20 protein-coding genes and 5 tRNA genes are annotated in these 26501 nt (G+C 70.2%); 12 read left to right on the top strand and 13 right to left on the bottom strand.

Annotated features, from left to right (window positions below):
- Window positions 1-322: 322 nt before the first annotated feature.
- Together ACGFZA_RS24690 and ACGFZA_RS24685 are read left to right on the top strand one after the other, a co-directional pair.
- Window positions 323-697 carry a hypothetical protein gene (locus ACGFZA_RS24690; RefSeq protein WP_393681882.1) on the top strand — a complete coding sequence of 125 codons (375 nt, stop codon included), beginning with the start codon at window positions 323-325 and terminating at the stop codon, window positions 695-697.
- A 165-nt stretch (window positions 698-862) separates the two neighbouring features.
- Window positions 863-1273: an SHOCT domain-containing protein gene (locus tag ACGFZA_RS24685; RefSeq protein ID WP_385286284.1), complete on the top strand. Its 411-nt coding sequence runs from the start codon at window positions 863-865 to the stop codon at window positions 1271-1273.
- A gap of 244 nt (window positions 1274-1517) precedes the next feature.
- Here the strand turns inward: ACGFZA_RS24685 and ACGFZA_RS24680 are convergent.
- The 6 genes from ACGFZA_RS24680 to ACGFZA_RS24655 form a co-directional block, all read right to left on the bottom strand.
- A tRNA-Lys gene (locus ACGFZA_RS24680) sits at window positions 1518-1591 on the bottom strand.
- A gap of 91 nt (window positions 1592-1682) precedes the next feature.
- Window positions 1683-3197 (bottom strand): amino acid permease, encoded by a 1515-nt coding sequence (locus ACGFZA_RS24675; RefSeq protein WP_393681951.1) that lies wholly within the window; start codon window positions 3195-3197, stop codon window positions 1683-1685.
- A gap of 158 nt (window positions 3198-3355) precedes the next feature.
- Window positions 3356-5503, bottom strand: coding sequence for an FG-GAP-like repeat-containing protein (locus ACGFZA_RS24670; protein ID WP_393681879.1), 2148 nt, complete (start codon window positions 5501-5503; stop codon window positions 3356-3358).
- A gap of 234 nt (window positions 5504-5737) precedes the next feature.
- Window positions 5738-7954, bottom strand: a complete 2217-nt coding sequence (locus ACGFZA_RS24665) for a DEAD/DEAH box helicase (protein WP_385286309.1) — start codon at window positions 7952-7954, stop codon at window positions 5738-5740.
- 241 nt (window positions 7955-8195) lie between these two features.
- Window positions 8196-8771 carry a hypothetical protein gene (locus ACGFZA_RS24660; RefSeq protein WP_393681877.1) on the bottom strand — a complete coding sequence of 192 codons (576 nt, stop codon included), beginning with the start codon at window positions 8769-8771 and terminating at the stop codon, window positions 8196-8198.
- Window positions 8772-9195: 424 nt separating this feature from the next.
- Window positions 9196-9546 carry a metallopeptidase family protein gene (locus ACGFZA_RS24655; protein ID WP_359131836.1) on the bottom strand — a complete coding sequence of 117 codons (351 nt, stop codon included), beginning with the start codon at window positions 9544-9546 and terminating at the stop codon, window positions 9196-9198.
- Window positions 9547-9631: 85 nt separating this feature from the next.
- Here ACGFZA_RS24655 and ACGFZA_RS24650 point away from each other — a divergent pair, with 85 nt between their 5' ends.
- The 4 genes from ACGFZA_RS24650 to ACGFZA_RS24635 all read left to right on the top strand — a co-directional run bounded on the left by ACGFZA_RS24650 (window position 9632) and on the right by ACGFZA_RS24635 (window position 11645).
- Entirely contained in the window at window positions 9632-11185 is a 1554-nt protein-coding gene (locus ACGFZA_RS24650) for a metallophosphoesterase (RefSeq protein ID WP_385286289.1), read from the top strand.
- A gap of 177 nt (window positions 11186-11362) precedes the next feature.
- A tRNA-Glu gene (locus ACGFZA_RS24645) sits at window positions 11363-11435 on the top strand.
- A 36-nt stretch (window positions 11436-11471) separates the two neighbouring features.
- Window positions 11472-11546 (top strand) — tRNA-Asp (locus tag ACGFZA_RS24640).
- Window positions 11547-11568: 22 nt separating this feature from the next.
- A tRNA-Phe gene (locus ACGFZA_RS24635) sits at window positions 11569-11645 on the top strand.
- A 38-nt stretch (window positions 11646-11683) separates the two neighbouring features.
- On the opposite strand, the gene ACGFZA_RS24630 is transcribed toward ACGFZA_RS24635, so the two are convergent.
- From ACGFZA_RS24630 to ACGFZA_RS24620, 3 genes are all read right to left on the bottom strand, one after another.
- Window positions 11684-12568 (bottom strand): cytochrome c biogenesis CcdA family protein, encoded by an 885-nt coding sequence (locus ACGFZA_RS24630; RefSeq protein WP_393681874.1) that lies wholly within the window; start codon window positions 12566-12568, stop codon window positions 11684-11686.
- Complete coding sequence (locus ACGFZA_RS24625) at window positions 12565-13449, bottom strand: DsbA family protein (RefSeq protein ID WP_393681872.1); 885 nt, start codon at window positions 13447-13449, stop codon at window positions 12565-12567. The genes ACGFZA_RS24630 and ACGFZA_RS24625 overlap by 4 nt, the downstream gene beginning before the upstream one ends.
- A gap of 63 nt (window positions 13450-13512) precedes the next feature.
- Window positions 13513-13872, bottom strand: a complete 360-nt coding sequence (locus tag ACGFZA_RS24620; RefSeq protein ID WP_385286294.1) for a hypothetical protein — start codon at window positions 13870-13872, stop codon at window positions 13513-13515.
- A gap of 159 nt (window positions 13873-14031) precedes the next feature.
- On the opposite strand from ACGFZA_RS24620, the gene hrpA reads away from it, so the two are divergent.
- The 3 genes from hrpA (at window position 14032) to ACGFZA_RS24605 (ending at window position 18945) form a co-directional block, all read left to right on the top strand.
- Window positions 14032-17952: an ATP-dependent RNA helicase HrpA gene (gene hrpA / locus ACGFZA_RS24615; RefSeq protein ID WP_393681869.1), complete on the top strand. Its 3921-nt coding sequence runs from the start codon at window positions 14032-14034 to the stop codon at window positions 17950-17952.
- Window positions 17953-18067: 115 nt separating this feature from the next.
- Window positions 18068-18142: transfer RNA gene (locus ACGFZA_RS24610), tRNA-Asp, on the top strand.
- 140 nt (window positions 18143-18282) lie between these two features.
- Window positions 18283-18945, top strand: a complete 663-nt coding sequence (locus ACGFZA_RS24605; protein ID WP_393681867.1) for a DUF6274 family protein — start codon at window positions 18283-18285, stop codon at window positions 18943-18945.
- A gap of 511 nt (window positions 18946-19456) precedes the next feature.
- Here ACGFZA_RS24605 and bldC read toward each other — a convergent pair.
- Together bldC and ACGFZA_RS24595 are read right to left on the bottom strand one after the other, a co-directional pair.
- Window positions 19457-19663, bottom strand: coding sequence for a developmental transcriptional regulator BldC (gene bldC, locus ACGFZA_RS24600; protein WP_003949541.1), 207 nt, complete (start codon window positions 19661-19663; stop codon window positions 19457-19459).
- Between the two features lie 512 nt (window positions 19664-20175).
- Window positions 20176-21021 carry a hypothetical protein gene (locus ACGFZA_RS24595; RefSeq protein WP_385286299.1) on the bottom strand — a complete coding sequence of 282 codons (846 nt, stop codon included), beginning with the start codon at window positions 21019-21021 and terminating at the stop codon, window positions 20176-20178.
- A 176-nt stretch (window positions 21022-21197) separates the two neighbouring features.
- Here ACGFZA_RS24595 and ACGFZA_RS24590 point away from each other — a divergent pair, with 176 nt between their 5' ends.
- Both ACGFZA_RS24590 and ACGFZA_RS24585 read left to right on the top strand, forming a co-directional pair.
- Window positions 21198-22280, top strand: coding sequence for a Leu/Phe/Val dehydrogenase (locus ACGFZA_RS24590; RefSeq protein ID WP_393681865.1), 1083 nt, complete (start codon window positions 21198-21200; stop codon window positions 22278-22280).
- Window positions 22281-22612: 332 nt separating this feature from the next.
- A complete protein-coding gene (locus tag ACGFZA_RS24585; RefSeq protein WP_385282068.1) occupies window positions 22613-22867 on the top strand; it encodes a DUF3073 domain-containing protein in 255 nt (84 codons plus the stop codon).
- Window positions 22868-23052: 185 nt separating this feature from the next.
- Here ACGFZA_RS24585 and purM read toward each other — a convergent pair whose 3' ends face one another.
- Together purM and purF are read right to left on the bottom strand one after the other, a co-directional pair.
- Window positions 23053-24126 carry a phosphoribosylformylglycinamidine cyclo-ligase gene (gene purM, locus ACGFZA_RS24580; protein ID WP_385282071.1) on the bottom strand — a complete coding sequence of 358 codons (1074 nt, stop codon included), beginning with the start codon at window positions 24124-24126 and terminating at the stop codon, window positions 23053-23055.
- A 60-nt stretch (window positions 24127-24186) separates the two neighbouring features.
- Window positions 24187-25713, bottom strand: a complete 1527-nt coding sequence (gene purF / locus ACGFZA_RS24575; protein WP_393681862.1) for an amidophosphoribosyltransferase — start codon at window positions 25711-25713, stop codon at window positions 24187-24189.
- Between the two features lie 474 nt (window positions 25714-26187).
- Here purF and ACGFZA_RS24570 point away from each other — a divergent pair, with 474 nt between their 5' ends.
- The gene (locus ACGFZA_RS24570; protein ID WP_385282077.1) at window positions 26188-26280 is read left to right on the top strand and encodes a putative leader peptide; all 93 of its coding nucleotides are present in this window, start codon (window positions 26188-26190) and stop codon (window positions 26278-26280) included.
- The last annotated feature ends 221 nt before the right edge of the window (window positions 26281-26501 follow it).

Genomic DNA, 26501 nt, shown 5'->3' with positions numbered 1-26501 from the left:
CGCTCTGCCGGGAACGACCGGAAGCCCTCCCCAACCACTGGGCACCAGGCGCGGATAGACGTCGGCGAACCCGAACAAACAACCCCCGCAGCCCCTTTGACGGTCAGGCGCATCGCCGCCCCCTGCGGACGATCTTCACGATCCCGTCAAAGTGTTTAAAACGAGAAGGTGTTGCAAGGAACACGTGTTCTGCCGCAAGGTATCTGCTGCATCCCCCGGACCGGTGGGCTGCCCGTGCGAGCAGGCCCCGGATTACGCATGTCACCGCGCCGTCAAGCCGCTCCCGGTCTCCCATCGCAGCCTGTCTGGAGGGCCCTCGACGATGACCGCACCGCTCACACCCACCCCCGCCCCCGCCCCGGTCACCCCGGCCTCTCCCGTGCGCGGCGCCGTCATCAGCGGCCTCATCGGCGGCCTGATGGGTGCGGTGATGAGCGCGGCGGTGAACTACGCCGCCATCGGTCTTCCGGACAGCGAGTCGGTCAACGCGTTCAACCACGCGATATCGGGTCTCATCAGCGGGTTCATCGCCGGCTTCATCGGAATCATGGTGCACAGCAAGAAGGCCGCCGCGGCCGCACGCGCGCAGGCCCAGGCCGCACCCGCGGTTCCGGCGCCGGCCGAGCCCGCGGAGCGCTCCACCGACCCGGCCACGGCCGAGGCCCCCGCCCCCGCCCCCGCCGCATCGGAGAAGTAGCCGCCGCAGGCCGCTCCGCACCTCGCGCCTCGCGCCGCACCGCGCCCGCCCGTTCCCTTTCGCTCTCCCGGCGGAACAGGGGAAACTCCAACGGGCGAGTGCACAAATGCGGTGATATGACTGATTCCAGATTCAGCCATTCAACGCGGCGCCTGGAGTGGAACGATGGATGACTACCCCCTGCTCAACCTGTTCTGGACCATGCTCTGGTTCTTCCTCTGGATCATGTGGCTCTTCCTCCTGTTCCGGGTCATCATGGACATCTTCCGCAGTGACGACCTCGGCGGCTGGGCGAAGGCGGGCTGGCTGATCCTGGCCCTGGTGCTGCCGTATCTGGGCGTGCTGATCTACGTCATCGCGCGCGGCAAATCCATGGGGACGCGCGACGTGAAGGAAGCGAAGGAACGTGACGCCGCCTTCAAGGCGTACGTGAGAGACGCAGCGGGCACGTCGGACGCGGGCGGCTCATCGAAGAGCAGTCACGTCGAGGACCTGTCGAAGCTCTCGGACCTCAAGGACAAGGGCGCCATCACGGAAGAGGAGTACCAGCGGGCGAAGTCGAAGCTCCTGGTCTGACCTCCCGTGTCCTCCCGGACACCTGAGCCGGTGCCGGCCACTCCACGGCCGGCACCGGCGTCTGCCGTCGTGCCAGGCACCTCGGCCGGTCCCCGGACCGCCGGTCCCCGCGTGCCGCACGCAGCGCCTGCCGCCGGACCGTCCGCTCACGCGAGAGCCCCGGAACGACGGAGCGCCCCGGCCGGCCGAAGCCGGTCGAGGCGCTGAGTCGCAGGTCAGAAGGGGTATCCCGCCCTGCTTCGCGTAGGCCGTGTGGGACTCGAACCCACAACCAACGGATTAAAAGTCCGCTGCTCTGACCAATTGAGCTAACGGCCCTCGGCGAATCACCCCCGAGCATAGCCCGCCGTGGCCCGGCCGCCGATCGGGTATCGGTTGCCGGGCCCCGTCGTCGTGGCAGCGCCCCCGTTCAGCGGGGTGTATTGCGGGCGATCGTGCGCTTGTGATCCGGATTGAGGAACCAGTGACGGGCCGAGGCGAACCACCACGTGGCGGCGAAGCCCAGGACCACCAGGACGGCGATCGGGGCGTAGTTGAAGGTCTCCCAGGTGACGGGTGAGACCTGCGGCAGCATGAAGAGCGCCGTGATGACCACCACCCACACCACCGCGACGATGCCGATGGGGCGGGACCAGCGGCCGAGGTGCCAGGGGCCGGGGCGGAAGTCGTCGCCGCGCAGGAGGCGGAGCAGGGTCGGGATGACGTACGCGATGTAGAGGCCGATCACCGCGATGGAGGTGACGGCGGCGTACGCCGTGACGTTGATCAGGTACGGGAGGCCCAGGACCAGCGCGCCGAAGGCGGCCAGCCAGACCGCTGCCACGGGGGTACGGGTGCGGGGGCTGACCGTGTGCCAGACGCGGGAGAACGGCAGGGCGCCGTCCCGGGAGAACGCGTAGATCATCCGGCTGTTGGCGGTCACGGAGGCCATGCCGCAGAAGAGCTGGGCGCCGATCACCACCAGGAGCAGGAGCTTGCCGGTGGTGGCGCCCAGGGCGTCGAGGAGGATCTGGGCGGGTGGGGCACCGGTCGGGGAGCCCAGGGCTCCGTCGTACGACTGGATGGCGAAGGTGAAGCCGAGCAGAAGGACGAATCCGGCGATCCAGGAGGTCCAGATCGACTGGACGATGCCGCGCGGGCCGGCGGTCGCGGCGTCGTGCGTCTCCTCGGTCATGTGGGCGGAGGCGTCGTAGCCGGTGAAGGTGTACTGGGCCATCAGCAGCCCGATCATCACCACGTAGAAGCCGCTGCCCCAGCCGGTGTTGTTCACGAACTCGGTGAAGACGAACGACGCCGACTGGTGCGAGTCGGGTACGAAGGTCAGCGCGCCGACGATCACGGCGACACCGAGCACGTGCCACCAGACGCTGACGCTGTTGAGGAGCGCGACGATGCGCACGCCGAAGGTGTTCAGCAGCCCGTGCAGCAGCAGGATCGCGGCGAAGAGGAGGATCGTGCGGCCGGGTGTGACCGCGAAGTCGAACTGGAGGTTCAGGTACGCCCCGAGGAACGACGCCGCCCCGAAGTCGATCCCGGCGGTCACGGCGACCTGGCCCAGCACGTTGAACCAGCCCGTGAACCAGGCCCAGGCCGCCGCCGATCGCGGCGGGGCCAGCCGATGCGCCCAGAAGTAGAGGCCGGCCGAGGTCGGGTACGCCGAACAGATCTCCGCCATCGCCAGCCCGACGAACAGCGTCATGAGGCCGACGCCGACCCAGCCCCAGGTGATCAGGACCGGGCCACCGGTGTTCATGCCGAACAGATACAGCGTCAGGCAGCCGGAGAGCACCGAGATGATCGTGAACGAGACGGCGTAGTTGGAGAAGGCGGACATACGCCGGGCGAGTGTCTGCGTGTATCCGAGTTCGGCCAGCCGCGCCTCGTCCGATCCGGCCGGCGGCCCGGCGGGGAGGGCCTCTGTCATGAGGGCGTCGGCCACAGGTGCGTCTGCCGGGCCGGTTGGGTCGGTGGAGGCGGGTTCCTCGGAGGGGGCACCGCGGGGATTGATTGTCATGCCCCCAGCGATTCCCGCGCCGGGGGCATGACATGCGCCTCCTGCCGCCCGTGTAGGGCGTCAGTCCCTCAGAAGATCCCCTTGTACGGACCCCACCCGGTGGCGATCTGCGTGCGGGGCCCGAACGAGCCCTTCCCGTTGCCGTTGTTGCGGTACAGCTTGCCCGCCGTGTCGCGCACGACGATGTCGTTCTTTCCGTCGCCGGACAGGTCTCCGACGCCCACCATCGCGTTGTACGAGCTCCCCCAGCCCGAGAACACCGGCACCCGGGGCGCGAACTTGCCGTTGCCCAGGCCGTCGTAACGCCACAGGCCGCCCTTGCGGTCGTGGCAGAGCAGGTCGGCACGGCCATCGCCGGTGATGTCGCCCACGCCGGTGATCCGGGCGTACGTCTTCCAGTTGGTGTAGACCCTGGCCTTCGGTGCGAACTTCCCCCCGGCCGCCCCCGGGAAGAGGTACATGTCGCCGGTCGTCGTCTGGCGGGCCAGGAGGTCGGCCCGGCCGTCTCCGTTCAGATCGCCGGGCGAGGTCAGCACGTCGAACTGCTGCCAGCCCGTGCCGATCGTGGTGTGGCTGCTCTTCGGCGTGTAACCCGACTGGCCGCAGCGGCCGGTGTACTGACGGAGTTCGCCGCCCGGGATCCGTACGAGCAGCTCGGCGCACCGGTCGCTGCCGGTGTCCGCGAACGGCACGGCGAGGGTGCCGGCCGGCCAGCCGGTCCCTGTCTTTTTGCCCGCGAAGCTGCCTGAGGTCTGCCCGAACTGAATGGTCAGCCCACCGGACGGGTTGAGGGTGACCAGGTCACCGGTGCCGAGCGCGCCCTGGTCGTGGAAGCCCGCCGTGCCACCGCTCACGGTGATGGCCCCGCTGGTGGTGTACGTCCCCGAGCCGTCCTCCGCGGTCGCCCGCAGGGTCCAGGTGTGCCGGCTGCTGCCGGCGAACTTCCCCGCGTCCGTCCGGCCGTCCCACTCGACGCTCGTCTCGGTGCCGGAGCCGCCCTTCAGGGTGCGTACGGTACGGCCGGTCACGTCCTTGACGGTGTACGTCCAGGTGACGGGCTTGTTGAACTGCCAGGTGCTGGCCCACGCCTCCGCGCCGTACCTGCCCTTGATGTCCATGTAGGAGTCACCGACATCGGAAGCCGTCTTCGTGAGGGGCTGTGCGGGCACGCCACTGGGCACGATGTGTACGGAGTTCGCGGCGTCGACGTAGGCGATGTCCCCGCCGAACTTGTCCACGGCCCAGGTCAGCCGTCGCTGGTCTGCCGTCTTCCCGGCCGGCAGGTCGGCCACCGCCCGGGGAGCGGCGGGCTTACCCGTGTGGAAGTCGGTCAGCAGCAGTTTCCCGGCGGTCCGGTCGTGCCGGACGAGGTACCCGTCGCCGACGAGGGCCGGCCCGGACGGCACGGTGAACGACTTCTTCGCCGTGCGGTCGTACACCCCGGCCGCGCCGGTCGTCCCGCAGTTCCAGTAGATCCAGCGTCCGACCGTGCGCACCTCCTTGAGCACGCAGGGAGCGCCGGTGGCGAGCGTCTGCACGACTTTCCGCTGCCCCAGATCGGTGGCGGTGAGCGCGCCGGTGGCGGAGGTCGCGGCCCAGAGCGTGGTGCCCCAGACGGACGCGGCGGTGGGCTTGCGGACGACGGGGTCGGCGGTGGCCCGGTTGCTCGGGCTCGGGTGCACACCGGCCTGCTGTTCGCCCAGCGAGCCGCCCTTGACGACCCATGCGCGCCCGGTGAGATCGACGATCTTGGCGGTACCCGCCCGATAGAGGGGGCTCCCCCAGTGCGCGTTTCCCGGCATCCTGTACTGAACGCCCTCCAGGCCGGCGTCATCTCCGTCGCCACCGACGAAAACGAGGCCGTAGTTGCCGTTGCCCGCGCCGACCAGCTCCACACAGTCACCCATGTCGCAGGGCACCCGTCTGGCGTGAGCGCCGTTGGCGAAGTACCCCACGTACCCGAGGCCCTGCCGGGCTCCCACGGTCACGCCGTCGGCCGACACCCGACGCTCGTACACCACCTGGTCACCACTGGGGCTCCGCTCCACGGTGTTCAGCCGCCCGCCGGAGAAGTCGAGGCCGTAGGTGCCGGCGGTCGCCACGACGGCCGGAACCGCGGTGGGGGCGGCCTCGGCAGGAACCACGGCCGTTGTCAGAACGGTCGCTCCCACCACGGACCCCACCAGTGCGGCACGGCCACGAACGAACGCGGTCAAAGCAGTCCCCTCCCGAGTGATGATCGAACAGCACGGGGAGGACGCGGCAGCGCACGCTGCGGTCTGTGCGAAGTGTGAAAGCCCCCCGGCCCCAACTCCCCCTGCGAGTCGGCTGACTTTAACAGCAGCCTCACAGGCTTCGACAGGGGATTTCGAACTCGTTCAATAAAACAGGGCCCGCACATCACCGAGGTGATGTGCGGGCCCTGTCTTCGCAGTCAGGCGATCGGACGATCAGCCGTTGCGCTTCCAGCGCGGCTTGTCGTCGCGGCGGCCGAAGGAACCGGTGCTCGTGCCGGTGCCCGTGGAGCGGTGGTCGTCACGGCGACCGGTGGGGCGGTCGGCGCCACCGGAGCGGAAGCCACCGGACGGGCGGTCGTCACGACGGTCGCGGTTGAACGGACGGTCGCCGCCACCGGAGCGGAAGCCACCGGACGGGCGGTCGTCACGACGGTCGCGGTTGAACGCCGGACGGTCGTTGTCGCGGTTGAAGCCGCCCGACGGACGGTCGTTGTCGCGGCGCTCGAAGGAACGGCCGCCACGGTCGTCACGACGGTCGCCGCCACCGGAGCGGAAACCGCCCGAGGGACGCTCGTCACGACGGTCACGGTTGAACGCCGGACGGTCGTTGTCGCGGCGCTCGAAGGAACGGCCGCCACGGTCGTCACGACGGTCGCCACCGGAGCGGAAACCGCCACCGACGGGACGGTCCTCACGACGGTCGTTGCTGCCGCGGAACGACGGACGGTCGCTGCTGCCGCGGTAGCCGTTGCTGCCGGCCGGACGGCCGCTGCGCTCGCCGACGCGGTCGCTGCCGCCGCGGTAACCGCCACGGTCGCCGCCGCGGTTGTCCCGGCGCTCGTAGTTGCCGCGGTCGTCGCGACGCTCCTCGCGGGCTGCGGGCTGCTCCGGCACGGAGGTGGCGGCCAGCAGTGCGGCCTCCGCCTCGGCGGCGACCTCGGCCACCGCTGCCTCGGGGTCGTCGCCCCGCTCGCGTGCGGCGCGGGCGACCAGGCGGTCGGCCTCCTCGCGCAGCTCCACGGCACGGCGCTGGATGCGCTCCAGCTGCTTGGTCAGGTCGGCGGCCTCGCGCTCGGCCTGCTTGGCGGCGTTGTTCGCGGAGTCGGCCTGGACCTCGGTGAGCGAACGGGCGCCGGTGATCTCGGCGACCTCCGGCTCGAAGACGCCCGCGCCCTGGACGATGTGACGCGAGGCGTCGACGCCCGCGTCCTCCATCAGGCGGAAGATCTGACGACGCTGGTGCGGCAGCGCCAGCGAGACGACGACACCGGACTTGCCGGCACGGGCGGTACGGCCCGAGCGGTGCAGGTAGTCCTTGTGGTCACCGGCCGGGTCCACGTTCAGGACCAGGTCGATGCCGTCGACGTGGATACCGCGGGCGGCGACGTCGGTCGCGACGAGCGCGTTGACGAAGCCCTTCTTGAAGTCCTCGAGCACGCGGGTACGGGCACCCTGCGTCATACCGCCGTGCAGGGCGTCCGCCTTGACACCGGCCTCGATGAGCTGCTCGGCGATGCGGTCGGCGCCCAGCTGGGTGCGGACGAAGATGATCGTGCGGCCCTTGCGGGCGGCGATCGCCGAGGTGACCGGCGCCTTGTCCTTCGGCTTCACGACGAGGACGTGGTGCGACATGGTCGAGACGTTGCCCTGGGCGGAGTCGACCTCGTGGGTGACCGGGTTGCTCAGGTAGCGCTTGACCAGGGTGCCGATCTCGTTCTCCATGGTGGCGGAGAAGAGCATGCGCTGGCCGCCGCCGGGGATCTGGTCGAGCAGCTCGGTGACCTCGGGCAGGAAGCCCAGGTCGGACATCTGGTCGGCCTCGTCGAGGACGGCGACCTGGACGTTCTCCAGGGAGCAGGCGCCCCGGTTGATGATGTCGCGCAGACGGCCCGGGGTGGCGACGAGGACGTCGACACCGCGCTCCAGCGCGTAGATCTGGTTGCCCATCGACGTACCGCCGCAGACGACCTTCATCTTCAGGCCGAGCACGTCGCCGTACGGCTGCAGCGCGTCCGCGACCTGCATCGCGAGCTCACGGGTCGGGGTGAGGATGATCGCGCGGGGCTTCTTCTTCTCGGTGTGCCCACCGGCCAGCGCGGCCAGGGTCGGCAGACCGAAGGAGAGGGTCTTGCCGGAGCCGGTACGGCCACGGCCCAGGATGTCCTTGCCGGCCAGGGCGTCCGGGATGGTCGCCGCCTGGATCGGGAAGGGCGACGTCACACCGTTCTGCGCGAGCTTGCGGACGATGCCCTCGGGCAGGCCCAGCTCGGCGAACGTGATGGTCGGCTCGGCGTCCGCGTCGTCGGCGGCGGAGTCGGCCTGCTCGGCCTCGGGGGCGTCGGTCGCGACGGCGTCGGCGACCTCTGCGACCTCGGCGACAACGGCCTCTGCGGCCTCGATGAGCTCGGCGCTCTCGACGTTCTCGGGCATGACGGTGTGGTCAGAACTGGAAATTGACATGCGAAATGCGAAACCTTCCGGAGTCTCGGCACGCGCCCGTAACTCCGTGTTTTCGCAATTTCGACCGCCTCAATGCGGTCCAGCCACGGCAAGGGAGAGTACGCGCCACACGGCGCTCTTCTGTGTCGGCGCCGGGCAATGGGATCAAACGATCTATAACCATACGCACTCTTCCCCCCATTGCGCAAACCGCCTCGGGCGGGCCACCCCCTCAAGCGGGTCCCACCTGCGGTGATGCCTCCGGAGTCCGCATCGCGTAGACGCCGTCCCTCGCGTCCTGAGCGTCGTTACGGAGCTGAGCGGCCGGCGAGGCCGAGGGTGCCGGCGGCTCCGGCTCGGAGGGCTCCGGCTCGGGCTCGGGCGGATCCGGCGGCTGCGGGGTCTCGGGGGTGCCGGGCGCCGGATCCGACGGAGCCGGCGGCTCCGGCTGCTCGGGCACCCCGGGGCCCGGGGCGGAGGGGGTCTGCGCCGGGGAATGACCGGCCCCCGCCGTTGCGGACCCGCCGGCTTTCGCACCCGGGCTGCCCAAGGGGGCGGCGGAGGCGCTCGGACCGGCGGACCGGCCCCCCTCGCCCTCGGAGTGCGCCGCGGCGCCGCCCCCCGTACGGGCCCGGCCGGTACCGGCCACCGTGGACCCGTCCGGCTCCGCCACCGAGCCCTTCGGCACGGAGGAGCGGGAAGGCGCCGGTTTCCCGCCGTCGGAGCCGATGCTCATACAGCCGGTGGACGCGGCGATCGTCACCGCAGTGACGGCCGCCCAGCGGACGGGAACGGGCAACTGGCGCACAGGGGCACCTCCGGGGGCGCGAAGAAGGACGCGGCATCGCGGAAACGAGCCGGGAGCGCTGTGCCCAACTCCCGCCGCCCCGCCGGGGACACGCCCCCGGGCAGGCCCGCACACCTCGTTCACACCTCGCGGGTGTGCCGCAACTCACCGGAATCCATGCGCGCACGGCCTCCGCCGCGCCCCGGACCCGAGCGCGAACGCCCACGCGTGACCGGCAACCCGCGTACGCGCGGCAGCTCGCCACCCGTATCCCAGCGCGTGCGCAGCTTCCCTTGGACGAGCGCGTGCGCAGCTTCCCGCCACCACCCGCACCCGCGCACGGAGAGCCCCCCGCCACGCCAGCGCGTGCCGCATCGGCCGTCACCCGTATCCGAGCGCGTGCCGCATCGGCCTGACCCGTACCCCAGCGCGTGCCCCATCGGCCTCACCCGTATCCGAGCGCGTGCAGCCTCTCGTCGTCGATGCCGAAGTGGTGGGCGATCTCGTGCACGACCGTGATCTCCGTCTCGGCGACGACGTCCTCGCGCGACTCGCACATCCGCAGCGTCGGCCCCCGGTAGATGGTGATCCGGTCGGGCAGCACGCCCGCGTACCACTCACCACGCTCGGTCAGCGGCGTGCCCTCGTAGAGCCCCAGCAGTTCTGGATCATCGGATTCCGGTTCGTCCTCGACGAACACCGCGACGTTGTCCATCAGCCCGGTGAGCTCCGGCGGGATCCGGTCCAGCGCCTCGCCGACCAGTTCCTCGAACGCTTCCCGCGTCATCTCCAGCACCCCGCCATTGTCACGTACGGGCGCCGGATGTGCCCCGGTGTGCCGGAAGCGCATATCCGCCTGGCCGCCGGGGCATACGCGCCCAATGGCCCGCGACCCGTTCCGTGCCGCAGCAGCCCGCGTCCGGCACCTCATCCGTCTCCGCCCACGCCCGCGCTCCGGCAGTCGGCCCGGCCGCGGCGCACTGCCCGCCGGTTCGCCGCATCCGTTCGCCCGCGCGCTCGGCCTGGTCGCCGTCGTGCTGTTCGGCGCCTGGCTGGGGCTGCTCGCCGTCGGCAGTGTCCGTACGCCCGTGGGCCCGATGGACACGACCATGACCCTGCGGCCCTCCCTCAGCGGCGGCACCAAGATCAACGTGTCACCGCTCGGCGCCCTCGAACTGGACTCGCACCACGCCCCGGTCCGGCTCGACGTCGACGTCGACCGCCTCGACCCGGTGCGCTCCGAGGCCCTGGTCCAACACCCGGAACGGCTCGCCGGCCTGGAGGACGAGGTCAGCGGCGACGTCGGCGCGGGTGCCCGTGAGCTCGCCGTGCGCTCCGTCGTCGCGGTCGTCTCCGGCGCCACCGCGCTCGGCCTCGTCGTCTACCGCAGGCCCCGGCGCGCCCTGGCCGCCGGAGGCCTCGCGCTCACGCTGCTGGCCGCCTCCGGCGTCGGGGCGTACGCCACCTGGAACCCCGAGTCGGTCCTGGAGCCGAAGTTCTCCGGGCTGCTCTCCAGCGCTCCCTCCGTCGTCGGTGACGCCCGCTCGATCGTCACCGACTTCGACGTCTACCAGCAGGAACTCGCCCGGCTCGTCACCAACGTCACCAAGCTGTACGACGCCACCTCGACGCTCCCCGTGTACAGCCCGGACCCCGCAACGCTGCGCGTCCTGCACGTCTCCGACATCCATCTCAACCCGGCGGCGTGGCACATCATCGGCTCGCTCGTCGAGCAGTACGACATCGACGTGATCGTCGACTCCGGCGACACGATGGACCACGGTGCGGCCGTGGAGAACAGCTTCCTCGACCCGATCAGCGATCTGGGCGCGCCCTACGTCTGGGTCCGCGGCAACCACGACTCGGCGGTGACGCAGAAGTATCTGCAGAGCAACAAGCGCTTCAGGAACGTGCACGTGCTGGACGAGGGCCGCGCGGTGAACGTCGGCGGGCTGCGGGTGGCGGGCATCGGGGACCCGCAGTTCACCCCGGACCGCACGGGCCCCGAGCAGGCCGAGGGCGCCCAGGAGGCTGCGGGCCTGCGGCTCGCCGCCGCGCTGCGCGACCAGCGACGGGCGGGCACCCCGGTGGACATCGCCGTCGCCCACGAGCCGGAGGCGGTGAGGCAGACGGACGGAACGGTTCCCCTCGCCCTGGCCGGCCATGTGCACCACCGGCAGAACCAGCTCATGAAGGGCGGCACCCGGCTGATGGTCGAGGGTTCCACCGGTGGCGGCGGGCTGCGCGCCGTACAGAACGAGAAGCCGGAGCAGGTGCTCGCGTCAGTGCTCTATCTGGACCGGTCCACCCGCCGTCTGCAGGCCTGGGACGAGATCACCCTCGGCGGCCTCGGTCTGACGACCGCCGAGGTCAGCCGCCATCTGCCGAAGGAGAGCCGGCCCGGCGCGACGCCCTCCCCTATTCGGTTTGGCTGACACCGAAACGCACGTGTATTGTCTCCGACGTGCCCAAGGGCGCCGGTCAGGACTCGACCGTTCTGAAACCTCAAAGGTTGAAGGAGAAGCGGAACCTCTTGAGGGGAAGCGGAGTCACCGGCTTCTCAACTTTCCCTTCGGGCGACAGACGCAGAAGCAAGCTGTACCAGCAGTTCTGCCCTCATCGTCTAGTGGCCCAGGACGCCGCCCTTTCAAGGCGGTAGCACGGGTTCGAATCCCGTTGGGGGCACGCACAACCTGTGCGACACTTAGTCGCACAAAGCTTGGTCCTGTGGAGCAGTTTGGAGTGCTCGCCACCCTGTCAAGGTGGAGGCCGCGGGTTCAAATCCCGTCAGGACCGCTGCAGCCCTTGTGAGCTGCGTGGCTGGGTAGCTCAGTTGGTACGAGCGATCGCCTGAAAAGCGATAGGTCGCCGGTTCGATCCCGGCCCCAGCCACCACCCGAAGGCCCCGTCCGATGGACGGGGCCTTCGTCGTGTCAGGCGTCCTCCCGTTCCGCCGTGTTCACCGCGTCCGTGTCCCCGTCCGGGTGCGCTCCGGCCCCGCCCCGGCGCCGCCCGGAGCGCACCGCGAGCACGAGCAGCACCACGGCCACCACCGCGACCAGCAGTATCCCGTCCGGCACGCGCGCACCGATCCCTTGGGCCCACTGCTCGACGGCGAACGACTGGTCCACGTTCAGCAGGCCGGGCAACGCGGTCGTCCCGTCGTACGCCAGGAACAGTGCGCCGAGGCCGATGAAGAAGAGTCCCGAAAGCAGCGTGGTGGTGTGCAGCTCGAAGCGGCCGAGCCGCAGGGCACGACCCCGCAGCCACGCCCGCCGGCCCAGGTCGAACCGCTCCCAGAGCAGCGCGAGCAGGAAGAGCGGTACCGCCATGCCCAGCGCGTAGACGGCGAGCAGCAGTCCTCCGTACGCCGGGCTGCCGCCGAGGGCCGCGACGGTGAGGACGCTCCCGAGGATCGGCCCGGCGCAGAAGCCCGCGAGGCCGTAGACGGCACCGAGCGCGTAGACGGACAGGGCGGTCGTGGGGCGGATCCGGCCGCTGAGGGCGGAGATCCGGCGCGAGGCGAAGCCCAGTCCCACGATCTGCGCGATGCCCAGCCCGATGATCAGCCAGCCCGCGCCGAGTACGAGGGCGTCGCGATGGCTGTAGAAGATCCGTCCGGCGTACGAGCCCGCGGCGCCGAGCGGCACGAGGGTGGTGGCCAGGCCCGCGTAGAAGATCCCGGTCCGGGCGAGCAGCCGGGAGGCGGAGTCGATGGAGTACGCGAAGAAGGCGGGGAGCAGCAGGGCGCTGCACGGGCTGAGCAGGGCCAGCAGCCCGCCGAGGAACGCGGCGAAGTAGCCGATGTCCGCCGTCACTTCGCGGAGCCCTGAGCTGAGGCGGAGCCCGGTCCGGGGGACGCGGAGCCCGGTTCCGGCGACGCGGAGCCCGGCTTCGGGGATGCCGGGTCCTTGCTGTCCTGGCCCGCGTGGCCCAGGTTCTCCGCCCGGTCAGCCGCCTGCTCGATGGCCTGGATGAAGGTCTGTGCCGGCTGCGCCCCGGCGATCGGGCGGCCGTTGATCAGGAAGGACGGGGTGGACGTCGCGCCGATCCCGTACCCCTGCTCCTGGTCCTCGCTCACCGCCGCCGCGGCCGCCGGGCCGTCCGCTTCGCGGACGAAGCGGTCGAGGTCGGGTACCCCGGCCTCGGCGGCGAGCGCCTTCAGCCGGTCCTTGCCGAACCCCTTCTCCTTGACTCCTTCGGCGTACGCGGCGCGGTGGAACTCCCAGAAGCGGCCCTGCTGCCCGGCGGCCCAGGAGGCCCGCGCGGCGGCCTCGGACTCGGCGCCGAAGATCGGGAAGTTGCGCCACTCGATGCGCAGGGTGCCGTTGTCGACGTACTTCTTCACCAGGGCGGGTTCCGTGTCCCTGGCGAACTTTCCGCAGTAGCCGCACTTGAAGTCGGCGTACTCGATGAGGACGACGGGCGCATCCGCCCGGCCCAGCGCCAGCTTGTCGCCGGCGTCGCGCCGGGCGAGCTTCGCCAGCTCCGGGTAGACGCCCTCGTCCGGGTCCGCCGTGACACCGGACACCACCGAGGACGAGGAACCGGGGCCGTGGGCGTCGGGGGCGGTCGCCCGGTAGGACACGTAACCGAACAGCGCGGCGGCGACGACAACCCCGGCGCCGTAGATCAGCGGCTTCCTGCGGGCTGCCCGGGACGACGGCTTCGAGGACGGCTTGGGCATGGATGTGGGCATGCGGAACTCCGAGCTGGTGATGCGGGAGGGATGAGGAGGGACGGCAGGGCGGGGGCGGGCCGTCTACACCCTCAGTACGGAGAGTTCCACCGGGCTCGGCGCGGCCGCGTCGGGTCCGCGCGGCGTCATCGGTGCGGGCGGCTGCGCCGGGCCCGGGAGGGTGGCGGCGGGCAGACCCCATTCGGCGAGACCGGGCGCCAGGTCGTGGGCCGCGCGGGCCCGCCCGGGAACGGCCGGTTCGGTGCCGTCGTGCTTGCCCGTCCTGCCGCAGCCCGGAAGTCCGTCTCCCTGCCCGAGGCTCGTCGTCACGTCGGCGGACGGACCCGCTGGGGACGGCGACGCGGAAGCCGTCGACGGTCCGCAGAACAGCCCCAGGACGACCGCGAGGGCCGCCACCAGGCAGCACCACGACGAACGGGACATGGCGGGCGGGCCTTCCGGCAGGGGGCGTCGACAGAGGATCAACTGTCCGGAATGGTACGTGCTGTGATCACGCCGTCCCCGGCTGTACGGGTCCGGTGACCGAGACCGCGCGAAATAGGTTCGCCGTTCGTCGGGCCCGGGTGAGATCCTGGAACCCGTATGTCTACTTCCTTTGCCGATCTCCAGTCCCAGCTCGGGCAGCTCTCGCTCCGCGACGCGCACCGGCTCGGCCGCCGCCTCGAAGGCGCGCGCCGCATTCGCAAGCCCGAGGCCCAGCAGGCCGTGCTGGACGAGATCGCGGCCCAGGCCACGAAGGCAGCCGGGCGGCTCGCGCTGCGGGCCGGGCGGATGCCTGCCCTCTCGTACCCCGAACAGCTGCCGGTCAGCCAGAAGAAGGACGAGATCCTGGAGGCGATACGCGACCACCAGGTCGTGATCGTCGCCGGTGAGACCGGCTCCGGCAAGACCACTCAGATCCCCAAGATCTGCATGGAGCTGGGCCGTGGCGTCCGCGGCATGATCGGGCACACCCAGCCGCGCCGGATCGCGGCGCGCACGGTGGCCGAGCGCATCGCCGAGGAGCTGAGCACGCCGCTGGGCGAGGCGGTCGGCTGGAAGGTCCGCTTCACCGACCAGGTCAACCAGGACGCGACCTTCGTCAAACTGATGACGGACGGCATCCTGCTCGCCGAGATCCAGACGGACCGCGAGCTGCTCGCGTACGACACGATCATCATCGACGAGGCCCACGAGCGGTCGCTGAACATCGACTTCCTGCTCGGCTATCTGGCCCGGCTGCTGCCCAAGCGCCCGGACCTGAAGGTCGTCATCACCTCGGCGACCATCGACCCGGAGCGCTTCGCCCGCCACTTCGGCGAGGCCCCGATCGTCGAGGTCAGCGGGCGTACGTATCCCGTGGAGGTGCGGTACCGCCCGCTGCTGGAGGAGGACAGCGAGGACTCCGACCGCGACCAGATCACCGCGATCTGCGACGCCGTCGACGAGCTTCAGACGGAGGGTCCCGGCGACGTCCTGGTCTTCCTCTCCGGGGAGCGCGAGATCCGTGACACGGCGGACGCGCTGGGCAAACGCAACCTCAGACACACCGAGGTGCTCCCCCTCTACGCGCGCCTGTCGCACGCCGAGCAGCACCGCGTGTTCCAGCGCCACACCGGACGCCGGGTCGTCCTCGCGACGAACGTCGCCGAGACCTCGCTGACCGTTCCCGGCATCAAGTACGTGATCGACCCGGGCAACGCCCGCATCTCCCGCTACAGCCACCGCACCAAGGTCCAGCGGCTGCCGATCGAGCGGATCTCGCAGGCCAGCGCCAACCAGCGCAAGGGCCGTTGCGGCCGTACGTCGGACGGCATCTGCATCCGGCTGTACTCCGAGGACGACTTCCTGACCCGTCCGGAGTTCACGGACCCGGAGATCCTCCGTACGAACCTGGCCTCCGTCATCCTCCAGATGAGCGCGGCAGGCCTCGGCGACATCGAGAAGTTCCCCTTCATCGACCCGCCGGACCACCGCAACATCCGCGACGGCGTGCAGCTCCTCCAGGAGCTGGGCGCGCTGGATCCGGAGGAGAAGGATCCGAAGAAGCGGCTCACCCCGCTGGGCCGCAAGCTCTCGCAGCTGCCGGTCGACCCGCGGCTGGCCAGGATGGTCATCGAGGCAGACCGGAACGGCTGCGTCCGCGAGGTCATGGTCATCGCCGCCGCGCTCTCCATCCAGGACCCGCGCGAGAGGCCGTCCGAGAAGCAGACGCAGGCCGACCAGCAGCACGCCCGGTTCAAGGACGAGACGTCGGACTTCCTGGCGTTCCTGAACCTGTGGCGCTACATCCGCGAGCAGCAGAAGGAACGCGGCTCCTCCAGCTTCCGCCGGATGTGCAAGCAGGAGTACCTCAACTTCCTGCGCATCCGCGAATGGCAGGACATCTACGCGCAGCTGCGCACGGTCGCCAAGCAGATGGGCATCGAACTCAACGAGGACGATGCTCCGGAGCAGTCGGTGCACACCTCGCTGCTGGCCGGTCTGTTGTCGCACATCGGGCTGAAGGACACCGAGAAGAACGAGTACCTGGGTGCCCGCAGCGCCAAGTTCGCGATCTTCCCGGGGTCGGCGCTGTTCAAGAAGCAGCCCCGGTTCCTGATGTCGGCCGAGCTGGTGGAGACGTCCCGGCTGTGGGCGCGGGTCAACGCCCGGGTCGAGCCGGAGTGGATCGAGCCGCTGGCCGGACATCTGCTGAAGCGCACCTACAGTGAGCCGCACTGGGAGAAGGACCAGGCGGCGGTGATGGCGTACGAACGCGTCACGCTGTACGGCGTACCGATCGTGGCCCAGCGCAAGGTCAATTTCGGCCGGATCGACCAGGAGGCCTCGCGGGATCTCTTCATCCGCAACGCCCTGGTCGAGGGCGACTGGCGCACGCACCACCAGTTCTTCCACGACAACCGCAAACTCCTCGGTGAGGTCGAGGAGTTGGAGCACCGCGCGCGGCGCCGCGACATCCTCGTGGACGACGAGACGCTGTTCGACTTCTACGACCAGCGGATTCCCGAACACGTCGTCTCGGGCGCGCACTTCGACTCGTGGTGGAAGCACAAGCGCAAGGACGAGCCGGACGCGCTGGACTTCGAGCGCTCCATGCTCATCAACGAGAAGGCCGGGGCCGTCACCAAGGACGACTACCCGGACTCCTGGCGGCAGGGCAAGCTCAAGTTCCGGGTGACGTACCAGTTCGAGCCCGGCGCGGATGCCGACGGCGTGACCGTCCACATCCCGCTCCAGGTGCTCAACCAGGTCACGTCCGAGGGCTTCGACTGGCAGATCCCGGGCCTGCGCGAGGAAGTGGTCACCGAGCTGATCCGTTCCCTGCCCAAGCCCATCCGCCGGCACTACGTCCCCGCGCCGAACTACGCGGACAAGTTCCTGGACCGGGCCGTGCCCCTGCAGGAGCCGCTGCCGGTGACGCTGGCCCGCGAGCTCCAGCGGATGGTCGGCGTCCCGGTCACCGCGGACGACTTCGACCTGGGCCGGGTCCCGGACCACCTGAAGATCACGTTCCGGGTCGTCGACGAGCGCCGCCGCAAGGTCGCCGAGGACAAGGACCTGGAGGCGCTGCGCGTCCAGCTGCGCCCCAAGGCCCGTCAGGCCCTCTCCCAGGCCGCCGCGGCGACCGCGGGGCCCTCCGGTGAGTCCATCGAGCGTTCGGGGCTCACGGACTGGACGATCGGCACGCTGGACCGGGTCTTCGAGACGCGGCGGGCGGGGCAGCCGGTCAAGGCGTTCCCGGCCCTGGTCGACCAGGGCGAGACCGTGGCCGTACGGCTCTTCGACACAGAGGCCGAGCAGCAGCAGGCGATGTGGCGCGGCACCCGGAAGCTGATCCTGCTGAACATCCCGGTGAATCCGGCGAAGTTCGCCTCGGACAAGCTGACGAACCAGCAGAAGCTCGCCCTGTCCCGTAATCCGCACGGCTCCATCCAGGCGCTCTTCGACGACTGCGCGATGGCGGCGGCGGACCGGCTGATCGCCGCGCACGGCGGTCCCGCCTGGGACGAGTCCTCGTTCCGGAAGCTGTACGACAAGGTGCGCGCCGACCTGGTGGACCTGACCGTCCGCACGATCGGCCAGGTCCAGCAGATCCTGGCGGCCTGGCAGGCCTGCGAGCGCCGGCTGAAGACCACCAACAGCCTGGTCCTGATCAACAACGTCACGGACGTACGGGATCATCTCGCCCGCCTCGTGCCGCCGGGGTTCGTCACCCTGACCGGTCTGCGCAGGCTGCCCGACCTGATGCGCTACCTGGTCGCCGAGGACCGCCGGCTCCAGCAGATGCCGACGAACGCCCAGCGCGACACCACGCGCATGGAGAAGGTCCACGAGATGCAGGACGAGTACGCCTGGCTGCTGGAGCAACTGCCGCAGGGCAGGCCCGTTCCGCAGGAGGTCCTGGACATCCGCTGGATGATCGAGGAGCTGCGGGTCAGCTACTTCGCGCACGCCCTGGGCACCGCGTTCCCCGTCTCCGACAAGCGGATCGTGAAGGCGATCGACGCCGCGGCCCCGTAGCCCGCACGCCGGTGGGGCCGTAACGGCCCCACCACCAGGAGTGAGGTCGACCGCACCCTCCGACCTCCTGTACAGTCTGTCTTCGCAGCCAGCCGCAAGGCAGCCGCGAAAACCTGGTCCTGTGGAGCAGTTTGGAGTGCTCGCCACCCTGTCAAGGTGGAGGCCGCGGGTTCAAATCCCGTCAGGACCGCAGTGACGAAAGCCCGGATCCCCTGGATCCGGGCTTTCGTGCGTCTTGACTCCGGCGTCCGCCGACGAGTACTCAGAAGCCAAGGGCTGCCCCTGGTTTTCCCGGGCGGGGCGGCGCGCACCCACCGGGAGGTGGCGCGGATGGCGGCGTCCACGGGCGAGGGCTTCCTGCCGGAGTGGTCCGGTGCCCGCGAGCCGGTCCCGGCCCGGGTCCCCGACCCCGCGCGCAGGCGTGCGCCCCGGCACGAGATCCGCGCCCTGCTCCGCGCCCATCTGGCGGCGGCTACGGGCTATCGCCACCTCACCCGGCACTGCGCGGTCTGCGCGCGGTTGCTGCGGCTCGCCATGGAGCCCCTGACGGCCCCCGGACCGGCGGAAGGGACGGCGGAGCCCCCGACGGCCCCCGAAGCCCCGGAACAGACCACACGGCCCGTGACGGACGCCCGGCCACCGGAACGGTCCGTGCGGCCGCCGGCCGCCCCGGAGCCGCCGGAACAGACCGCACGGCCCGTGATCACCCCCCGGCCGCCGGAACAGACCGTGGGGCCTGTGACCGCCCCGAGGCCGCCTCGACGGACCGCAGAGCCGGTGACGGGCCCCGGAGCCCCGCAGGAGGCCGTTGAGCCGTCGCATACGGCCCCCGCAGGACGGTCCGGCCGCCCGCGGACACCGGCCCGCCCGGCCCCCTCAGCGCCTTCAATGCCTCCTCCGGACCCCGGAGGAGGCCCCAAGGACCCCGAAGAGGGCTCCAGGGACCGGCGCGGCCCCACACGGACGCGGGACGAAAGTCCTCCCGCCACGTGACGAATGGCTTGGCGTTCCGCTCCACCGCAGTGGCAGGCTCGTACTTGGCAAGACTCGTGCCATGTGACGGGTGTCACCGAAACTGTTTTCAGAAGGGGTGGCTTTACACCCTTCCTACAACTGGCGAATTTAATATGTGCAATTGCACCCCTCGGCGGGGGTGCCCCCGAGAACCTCCACCCCACCCCGATCCGCCCTCCACGGGGCCGGGGCGCACACCTTCCGACAGAGTCGAATACGTCCGCACAAGCCCGGCTCGGAGCCAACCGGACGCCCGGTTTCCAGCGGCCGGATAAGGGCGTGACACCGGGGGGACGACGGGTGCCGACGCCCGCCGGGCGCACAAAAAGATCGCGCTGGACCCGGCGGAGTCCAGCGCGATCTCATGACGACACCCGTATGGCACAGGTATGGCGCCCGTTGGGGCGGGCGCCCGTCATATGGAGCTATGGGTGGGCTATGCGGGTTGGGGGACCCAAAAGCCCAGTTGTGACGCGGCGACAGGGGTATGTCAGGCCTCGCTGCGCTGCTGCGGAATACCCGCAAGCAGTGCGCGGACCTCTGCCTCGCGGTACCGGCGATGTCCACCGAGCGTGCGGATGGACGTGAGCTTGCCTGCCTTGGCCCAACGGGTAACCGTCTTCGGGTCCACGCGGAACATCGTGGCAACCTCAGCCGGGGTCAGCAGCGGCTCGGCATCAGGGGTGCGAGCGGTCATGAGCGGCCTCCTCGGGAGAACCGAACCATCTCGGTTCTTTCCTCTAAATTCTGCACCTTGACCCGCGTTGCCCGAAATGGCGGACGCGGGCCGAGTCGGTTATAGGACGAACGGCTTGTCCTCGGCACTACAACTACACCATCCGTCCAGCCACGTCGGCCAAACCGATGGAATTGCCCTCCCAGGTGTTCATCAGCGACGGAAGCCGATGGACCATGCCATAGCGGACAGTCACGCCACCGTGACGATCAGTCACAGAGCGATCAGGAGTCATCAGACCCCCCATAGAGTGCAATGCTGAGCATTCCGCCCATACTTGGACGGAAGGAGTCCTCCCCGGACTCCTTGTCCTATTTTGGCACGAGGAGTAGGGAAGGACGCAAGGGCCCCGTAAGTGCTATCCATCACGCTTGAGGCAAAGGCCCGGTTCGGGACGTAGGTCCTACGACCACTGGGGTACGGTTCCGCCTCTTCACCCTCACGTGTCACACAGGCCACAGGTTCATAGAGCGTCAGTTCGCGAACTGGCGATCCCTCACGGCCCTCCAGCGCTCCGCGAGACGGGCGTACGCCTCGCTCGCGCCCTCGGCGTCCCCGGCACCCAGCGCCGCGATGCCCTCCGCCACGTCCGCGGCGCTCCGGTCCCCGGCGAGCTGCTCGGCCGGCAGGGCGTGCACCAGCCCGCCGTAGTCCAGCTCCACGAGCGAGCGCGGATGGAACTCCTCCAGCCACCGCCCGACATCCACGAGCCCCTCGGTCAGCGGACCGTCGTCCATGGACTCCCGCAGCGTCTTCAGACCCCGGGCCAGCCTGCGCCGCGCCTGGACCATCGGCGTCCGGTACCGCAGCACGGGCGGCTCACCGTCCTGTCCCGCCTCCCGGTACTCGCGCTCCTCGTCCGAGAACAGGACGAACCAGCGCACCGGGACCTGCCACACCGCCGTCCTGATCCACGGCCGGGCATCAGGATTGCGCTCCGCCCACCGTTCGTGGTCCGCCACGGCCTGCCCGCGCACCACGGGCGGCAGCACCGCGTCGAGCACCGCCCCCGGAAACATGTCCGCCAGCCCGTCCAGCGCCAGCCACCCGCGCAGCCGGGTCCGCCACGGGCAGACGCACACCACGCCGTCCACCTCGGCGACGAACGCGTCGGCGCTCTCGTGCGCCGGCACACCGACCGGCGGGGTCGCCGCCAAGTCGGCCAGGGAACGGCGCAGTTCGTCCTGGGCCGTAGGGACCGGCCCGCCGCCCGCGTAGCGGGCCCAATGAGCGCGTTCGGCCTCCGGGAAGGCCGACAGCGGCTCGTAAACCCGGAGGTAGGACGCGTAAGGGACGAGCACCGAAGACACCACCGACATGCAGCGATCGTGTCACGCCCGTACTCCTGTAGTGGGTGATCCACGGCACTGGACCGGTTCCGCGCCCCCGGAGGACTTACGCTCTTGCCCAGTCGGACCGTCCGTGCCGGTCGGTCCGGGGCCCTCCCCACCTTCAGGGGGGTCTTCCCGCCGCTTCGTACTTGGGAGTCACCACAGTGACCGATGTGACCGACGGCGTCCTGCACACCCTGTTCCACTCGGATCAGGGGGGCCACGAACAAGTCGTGCTCTGCCAGGACCGTGCCACCGGCCTCAAGGCCGTCATCGCCATCCACTCCACTGCCCTGGGCCCGGCCCTCGGCGGCACCCGTTTCTATCCGTACGCCTCCGAGGAGGAGGCCGTCGCGGACGCGCTGAACCTGGCGCGCGGCATGTCGTACAAGAACGCCATGGCCGGTCTCGACCACGGCGGCGGCAAGGCGGTCATCATCGGTGACCCCGAGCAGATCAAGACCGAGGAACTCCTGCTGGCCTACGGCCGTTTCGTGGCCTCGCTCGGCGGGCGTTACGTCACGGCCTGCGATGTCGGCACGTACGTCGCGGACATGGACGTCGTGGCCCGCGAGTGCCGCTGGACCACCGGCCGATCCCCCGAGAACGGCGGCGCCGGCGACTCCTCCGTGCTGACCGCGTTCGGTGTCTTCCAGGGCATGCGCGCCTCCGCCCAGCACCTCTGGGGCGACCCGACGCTGCGTGGCCGGAAAGTGGGGGTCGCGGGTGTCGGCAAGGTGGGCCACCACCTCGTCGAGCACCTGCTGTCGGACGGCGCCGAGGTCGTGATCACCGATGTGCGGGACGAGTCCGTGCGCCGGATCACCGAGAAGCACCCCGAGGTCGCCGTCGTGGCCGACACGGAGGCGCTGATCCGTACCGAAGATCTGGACATCTACGCGCCGTGCGCGCTCGGCGGCGCCCTGAACGACGCCACCGTCCCGGTGCTGACCGCCTCGGTGGTGTGCGGCGCGGCCAACAACCAGCTCGCGCACCCGGGTGTCGAGAAGGACCTGGCGGACCGCGCGATCCTGTACGCACCCGACTACGTGGTGAACGCGGGGGGTGTCATCCAGGTCGCGGACGAGCTGCACGGCTTCGACTTCGACCGGTGCAGGGCGAAGGCATCGAAGATCTTCGACACGACTCTCGCCATCTTTGCGCGCGCGAAGGCTGACGGCATTCCGCCGGCGGCCGCGGCCGACCGGATCGCCGAGCAGCGCATGGCCGAGGCCCGCCGCGGCTGACCCCCGGCACCGTCGGCCGAGCGTGCCGGGCTCCCTGCGGGGAGCCGTTCCCGCGCATCGCCCACCGACCCGCCGACCGGCGAGACAAGACTCACGCCGGTCGGCGGGTCGCATGCCAATATGAGGTTAAAATCGCAGTTGACCAGCGAGGACGGAGCTCCTCGATGGTCCTCTTCCGGGGCGTGTGATGCGGGCGGCGTACCGTATGGCCGCGGAAGCAGGTACCGTTAAAGCCCTACAGGCGCGGTCTCTCTGTCGAGAGTCCGTCCTGAAACATGAACGCGTGTCAAGACTCTGGGGCCGTCGAGCCCCGTCACCGAGGGGGTCGAGCCATGGGGCGCGGCCGGGCAAAGGCCAAGCAGACCAAGGTCGCCCGTCAGCTGAAGTACAGCAGCGGCGGGACTGACCTGTCGCGTCTGGCCAATGAGCTGGGCGCATCACCTTCGAGTCAACCACCGAACGCCGAGCCGTTCGAGGACGACGACGAGGAAGATGACCCGTACGCACAGTACGCGGATCAGTACAACGATGATGACGACGACGAGGACGACCAGTCCGGTCCGTCGTCACAGCGCCGCGGCGCTTGACCTCGCGCTGACACATCAACCCGGTCCGGGCCTGTCCCGGACCGGGTTCTGTGCTGTCCAGGTCCGGATGCGTCGTGGCGTCCGGCCGCCGGGCGGACCTTCCGGCCCGCCCGGCGCATGACCGTACGATTTTCCGCAGCCCGTCGGCCGCCCCGCCGAGCGCGTCCGCCGGACCGCTCCCGCGCTCAGCGCGCGTACGTACCCACGAGCTCCGCGCCCGTCGTGTGCGCGCCGCGGTCGGTGATCTCGCCCGCCACCCAGGAGTCGACCCCGCGGTCGGCCAGGGTCGTCAGCGCGGCGTCCACCGAATCGGCCGGGACGATCGCGATCATGCCGACGCCCATGTTGAGCGTCTTCTCCAGTTCCAGCTGCTCGACCTGGCCGGCCTTGCCCACGAGGTCGAAGACCGCGCCGGGCGTCCAGGTGGAGCGGTCCACCGTGGCGTGCAGGGAGTCCGGGATGACCCGGGCCAGGTTGTTCGCCAGACCGCCGCCGGTGACGTGGCTGAAGCCGTGCACCTCGGTCGTACGGGTCAGCGCCAGGCAGTCCAGGGAGTAGATCCTGGTCGGCTCCAGGAGCTCCTCGCCGAGCGTCCGGCCGAACTCCTCGACCTCGCGGTCCAGCGTCCAGCCGGCCCGGTCGAAGACGACGTGGCGGACGAGCGAGTACCCGTTGGAGTGAAGACCGGACGACGCCATCGCGATGACGGCGTCACCCCGGCGAATGCGGTCCGGGCCCAGCAGCCGGTCGGCCTCGACCACGCCCGTACCGGCACCGGCGACATCGAAGTCGTCCGGGCCGAGCAGGCCGGGGTGCTCGGCGGTCTCGCCGCCGACCAGGGCGCAGCCGGCCAGCACACAGCCTTCGGCGATGCCCTTCACGATGGCCGCGACACGCTCGGGATGCACCTTGCCGACACAGATGTAGTCGGTCATGAAGAGCGGCTCGGCACCGCACACGACGAGGTCGTCCACGACCATGCCGACGAGGTCGTGGCCGATGGTGTCGTACACGCCCATCTGGCGGGCGAGGTCGACCTTCGTCCCGACGCCGTCCGTGGCGGAGGCGAGGAGCGGACGCTCGTAGCGCTTGAGCGCCGAGGCGTCGAAGAGTCCGGCGAAGCCGCCGAGCCCGCCGAGGCCTGCGACCTCGGGGCGCTGCGTCTTCTTCACCCACTGCTTCATCAGCTCTACGGCGCGGTCGCCGGCCTCGATGTCGACGCCCGCTGCCGCGTAGGAAGCACCTGTTGTCTCAGACATGGCCTGGGATCTTTCGTGTGGAAGAACGGGGCTGGTGGAAGGGCTGCCGTGCGGTCCGGGTCACGGACGGCGCAGCGCGTCGGCCGCGGCGGTCGCCGCAGGGCCTGCCGCCAGCTCGGTCTCCAGCAGCTGCTTGCCGAGCAGCTCCGGGTCCGGGAGCTCCATCGGGTACTCGCCGTCGAAGCAGGCGCGGCACAGGTTCGGCTTGTCGATCGTCGTCGCCTCGATCATCGCGTCGATCGAGATGTACGAGAGCGAGTCGGCCCCCATCGACGTGGCGATCTCGTCGACGGACATGCCGTTGGCGATCAGCTCGGCGCGGGTGGCGAAGTCGATGCCGAAGAAGCAGGGCCACTTCACCGGCGGGGACGAGATCCGGATGTGGATCTCGGCGGCGCCGGCCTCGCGGAGCATCCGGACGAGTGCGCGCTGGGTGTTGCCGCGGACGATCGAGTCGTCGACGACCACCAGTCGCTTGCCCTTGATGACTTCCTTGAGCGGGTTCAGCTTGAGCCGGATACCCAGCTGCCGGATGGTCTGCGACGGCTGGATGAAGGTCCGGCCGACGTAGGCGTTCTTCACCAGTCCGGCGCCGAACGGGATGCCGCTGGCCTCCGCGTAACCGATGGCGGCGGGGGTGCCGGACTCCGGTGTCGCTATCACCAGATCGGCCTCGACCGGGGCCTCGGCGGCCAGCTTGCGGCCCATCTCCACCCGGGAGAGGTAGACGTTGCGCCCGGCGATGTCCGTGTCGGGACGGGCCAGGTAGACGTACTCGAAGACACAGCCCTTGGGCTTCGCTTCTGCGAAGCGAGAGGTGCGCAGGCCGTTCTCGTCGATGGCGACGAGCTCACCCGGCTCGATCTCGCGGACGAAGCTGGCGCCGCAGATGTCGAGGGCGGCGGACTCGGAGGCCACCACCCAGCCGCGCTCCAGCCGGCCGAGGACCAGCGGGCGGATGCCCTGCGGGTCGCGGGCCGCGTAGAGCGTGTGCTCGTCCATGAAGACGAGGGAGAAGGCACCCCTCACCTCGGGAAGCACCCTGGTGGCCGCTTCCTCGATGGTGAGCGGCTTGCCGTCGTCGTCGGTCTGGCCGGCGAGCAGCGCCGTCACGAGATCCGTGTCGTTGGTCGCGGCGACCTGGGTGGCGCGACCGTCCTTGCGCGGAAGGTCGGCGACCATCTCGGCCAGCTGGGCCGTGTTGACCAGGTTGCCGTTGTGACCCAGGGCGATCGAGCCGTGCGCGGTCGCACGGAACGTCGGCTGCGCGTTCTCCCACACCGAGGCACCGGTGGTGGAGTAGCGGGCATGACCGACCGCGATATGGCCCTGGAGCGATCCCAGAGACGTTTCGTCGAAGACCTGCGAGACCAGTCCCATGTCCTTGAAGACCAGGATCTGGGACCCGTTGCTCACTGCGATGCCCGCGGACTCCTGTCCACGGTGCTGCAGGGCATACAGTCCGAAATAGGTGAGCTTGGCGACCTCTTCGCCCGGAGCCCAGACACCGAAGACGCCGCAAGCGTCCTGGGGGCCCTTTTCTCCGGGGAGCAGGTCGTGGTTGAGTCGTCCATCACCACGAGGCACGCCACCGAGTGTAGGCGAGATCGACCACTGGTCCGAATTGGGGACGCCCCGCCGGACTGCGGAAGAAGCACCCCCGAAACCCCCTCCACGGCCGCACCGAGCAGTGACGCGGAGTGATCGGCGCCCGGGGGCGAGCAGTCGGCCGCAGCCGCCTCGGGGCAGTCGCCGCCCGGATCGACGGCGGGTTACCGACGGGTTCCGGCCACGGAATCGCAGGCCGGCCGAGCACGTTCGTGGCACTCCGTGAGGAGCCCCGCCCCGGCCTCTCGCGGGGTGGCCGAACGCTCGTTTCGTGGTGAGCCTCACACCGGGTGGCCGCGCGGGCGACCGGTATGCGGCCTCTTGTGACACCCGGGATGACACCCGCGGGCGCCGACGCGCAAGCCGGCGGGAGCCGCCGGGCCGGCTGACGTGCCGTCCGGAGTGCGAGACCGGCGTTGACAGGCGCATGCCTCATTGGCAGGCTCCTGCCCCATGCAGCCCCTCGGTGATCGCACGGTCACACTCGTGGAGCGCCGCCACGTCGATCTGGGACGTGTGTCGAGCGCCATCTGTCGCCACGCCTGATTCACCGGCGCGCGAGGGCTTCCCTTTCCCCTTCCTCCACCCCGCTCCCCCGATTCCCCGATCTCCCGTTCTCCGCGCGGCCGCTGTGTGACCGGCGGTTCCGGCAGGCCGGACGGGCGCGGGACTCCTGGGCCTCTCGCATTCCTGCCGCTCCCGGCGCTCGCCTGTCCTTCTTGCGCCCGACGCGGCCCTCGCGCGTCCGTGACCGTCCGTCCGGCCCG

It is taken from the genome of Streptomyces sp. NPDC048211 (assembly GCF_043202315.1).
In the GTDB taxonomy this organism is placed as follows: Bacteria; Actinomycetota; Actinomycetes; order Streptomycetales; family Streptomycetaceae; genus Streptomyces.
The sequence above is the reverse complement of the archived record's forward strand: the minus strand, read 5'-3'. Positions and strand labels throughout refer to the sequence as shown.

Coding starts and splice junctions, on each gene's coding strand:
- ACGFZA_RS24570 (WP_385282077.1), top strand. CDS start 26,188: ATGCAGCCCCTCGGTGATCGCACGGTCACACTCGTGGAGCGCCGCCAC.
- ACGFZA_RS24685 (WP_385286284.1), top strand. CDS start 863: ATGGATGACTACCCCCTGCTCAACCTGTTCTGGACCATGCTCTGGTTC.
- ACGFZA_RS24620 (WP_385286294.1), bottom strand. CDS start 13,872: ATGTCCCGTTCGTCGTGGTGCTGCCTGGTGGCGGCCCTCGCGGTCGTC.
- bldC (WP_003949541.1), bottom strand. CDS start 19,663: ATGACCGCTCGCACCCCTGATGCCGAGCCGCTGCTGACCCCGGCTGAG.
- ACGFZA_RS24585 (WP_385282068.1), top strand. CDS start 22,613: ATGGGGCGCGGCCGGGCAAAGGCCAAGCAGACCAAGGTCGCCCGTCAG.
- ACGFZA_RS24650 (WP_385286289.1), top strand. CDS start 9,632: ATGGCCCGCGACCCGTTCCGTGCCGCAGCAGCCCGCGTCCGGCACCTC.
- ACGFZA_RS24675 (WP_393681951.1), bottom strand. CDS start 3,197: ATGACAGAGGCCCTCCCCGCCGGGCCGCCGGCCGGATCGGACGAGGCG.
- ACGFZA_RS24605 (WP_393681867.1), top strand. CDS start 18,283: ATGGCGGCGTCCACGGGCGAGGGCTTCCTGCCGGAGTGGTCCGGTGCC.
- purM (WP_385282071.1), bottom strand. CDS start 24,126: ATGTCTGAGACAACAGGTGCTTCCTACGCGGCAGCGGGCGTCGACATC.
- ACGFZA_RS24665 (WP_385286309.1), bottom strand. CDS start 7,954: ATGCCCGAGAACGTCGAGAGCGCCGAGCTCATCGAGGCCGCAGAGGCC.
- hrpA (WP_393681869.1), top strand. CDS start 14,032: ATGTCTACTTCCTTTGCCGATCTCCAGTCCCAGCTCGGGCAGCTCTCG.
- ACGFZA_RS24625 (WP_393681872.1), bottom strand. CDS start 13,449: ATGCCCACATCCATGCCCAAGCCGTCCTCGAAGCCGTCGTCCCGGGCA.
- ACGFZA_RS24595 (WP_385286299.1), bottom strand. CDS start 21,021: ATGTCGGTGGTGTCTTCGGTGCTCGTCCCTTACGCGTCCTACCTCCGG.
- ACGFZA_RS24690 (WP_393681882.1), top strand. CDS start 323: ATGACCGCACCGCTCACACCCACCCCCGCCCCCGCCCCGGTCACCCCG.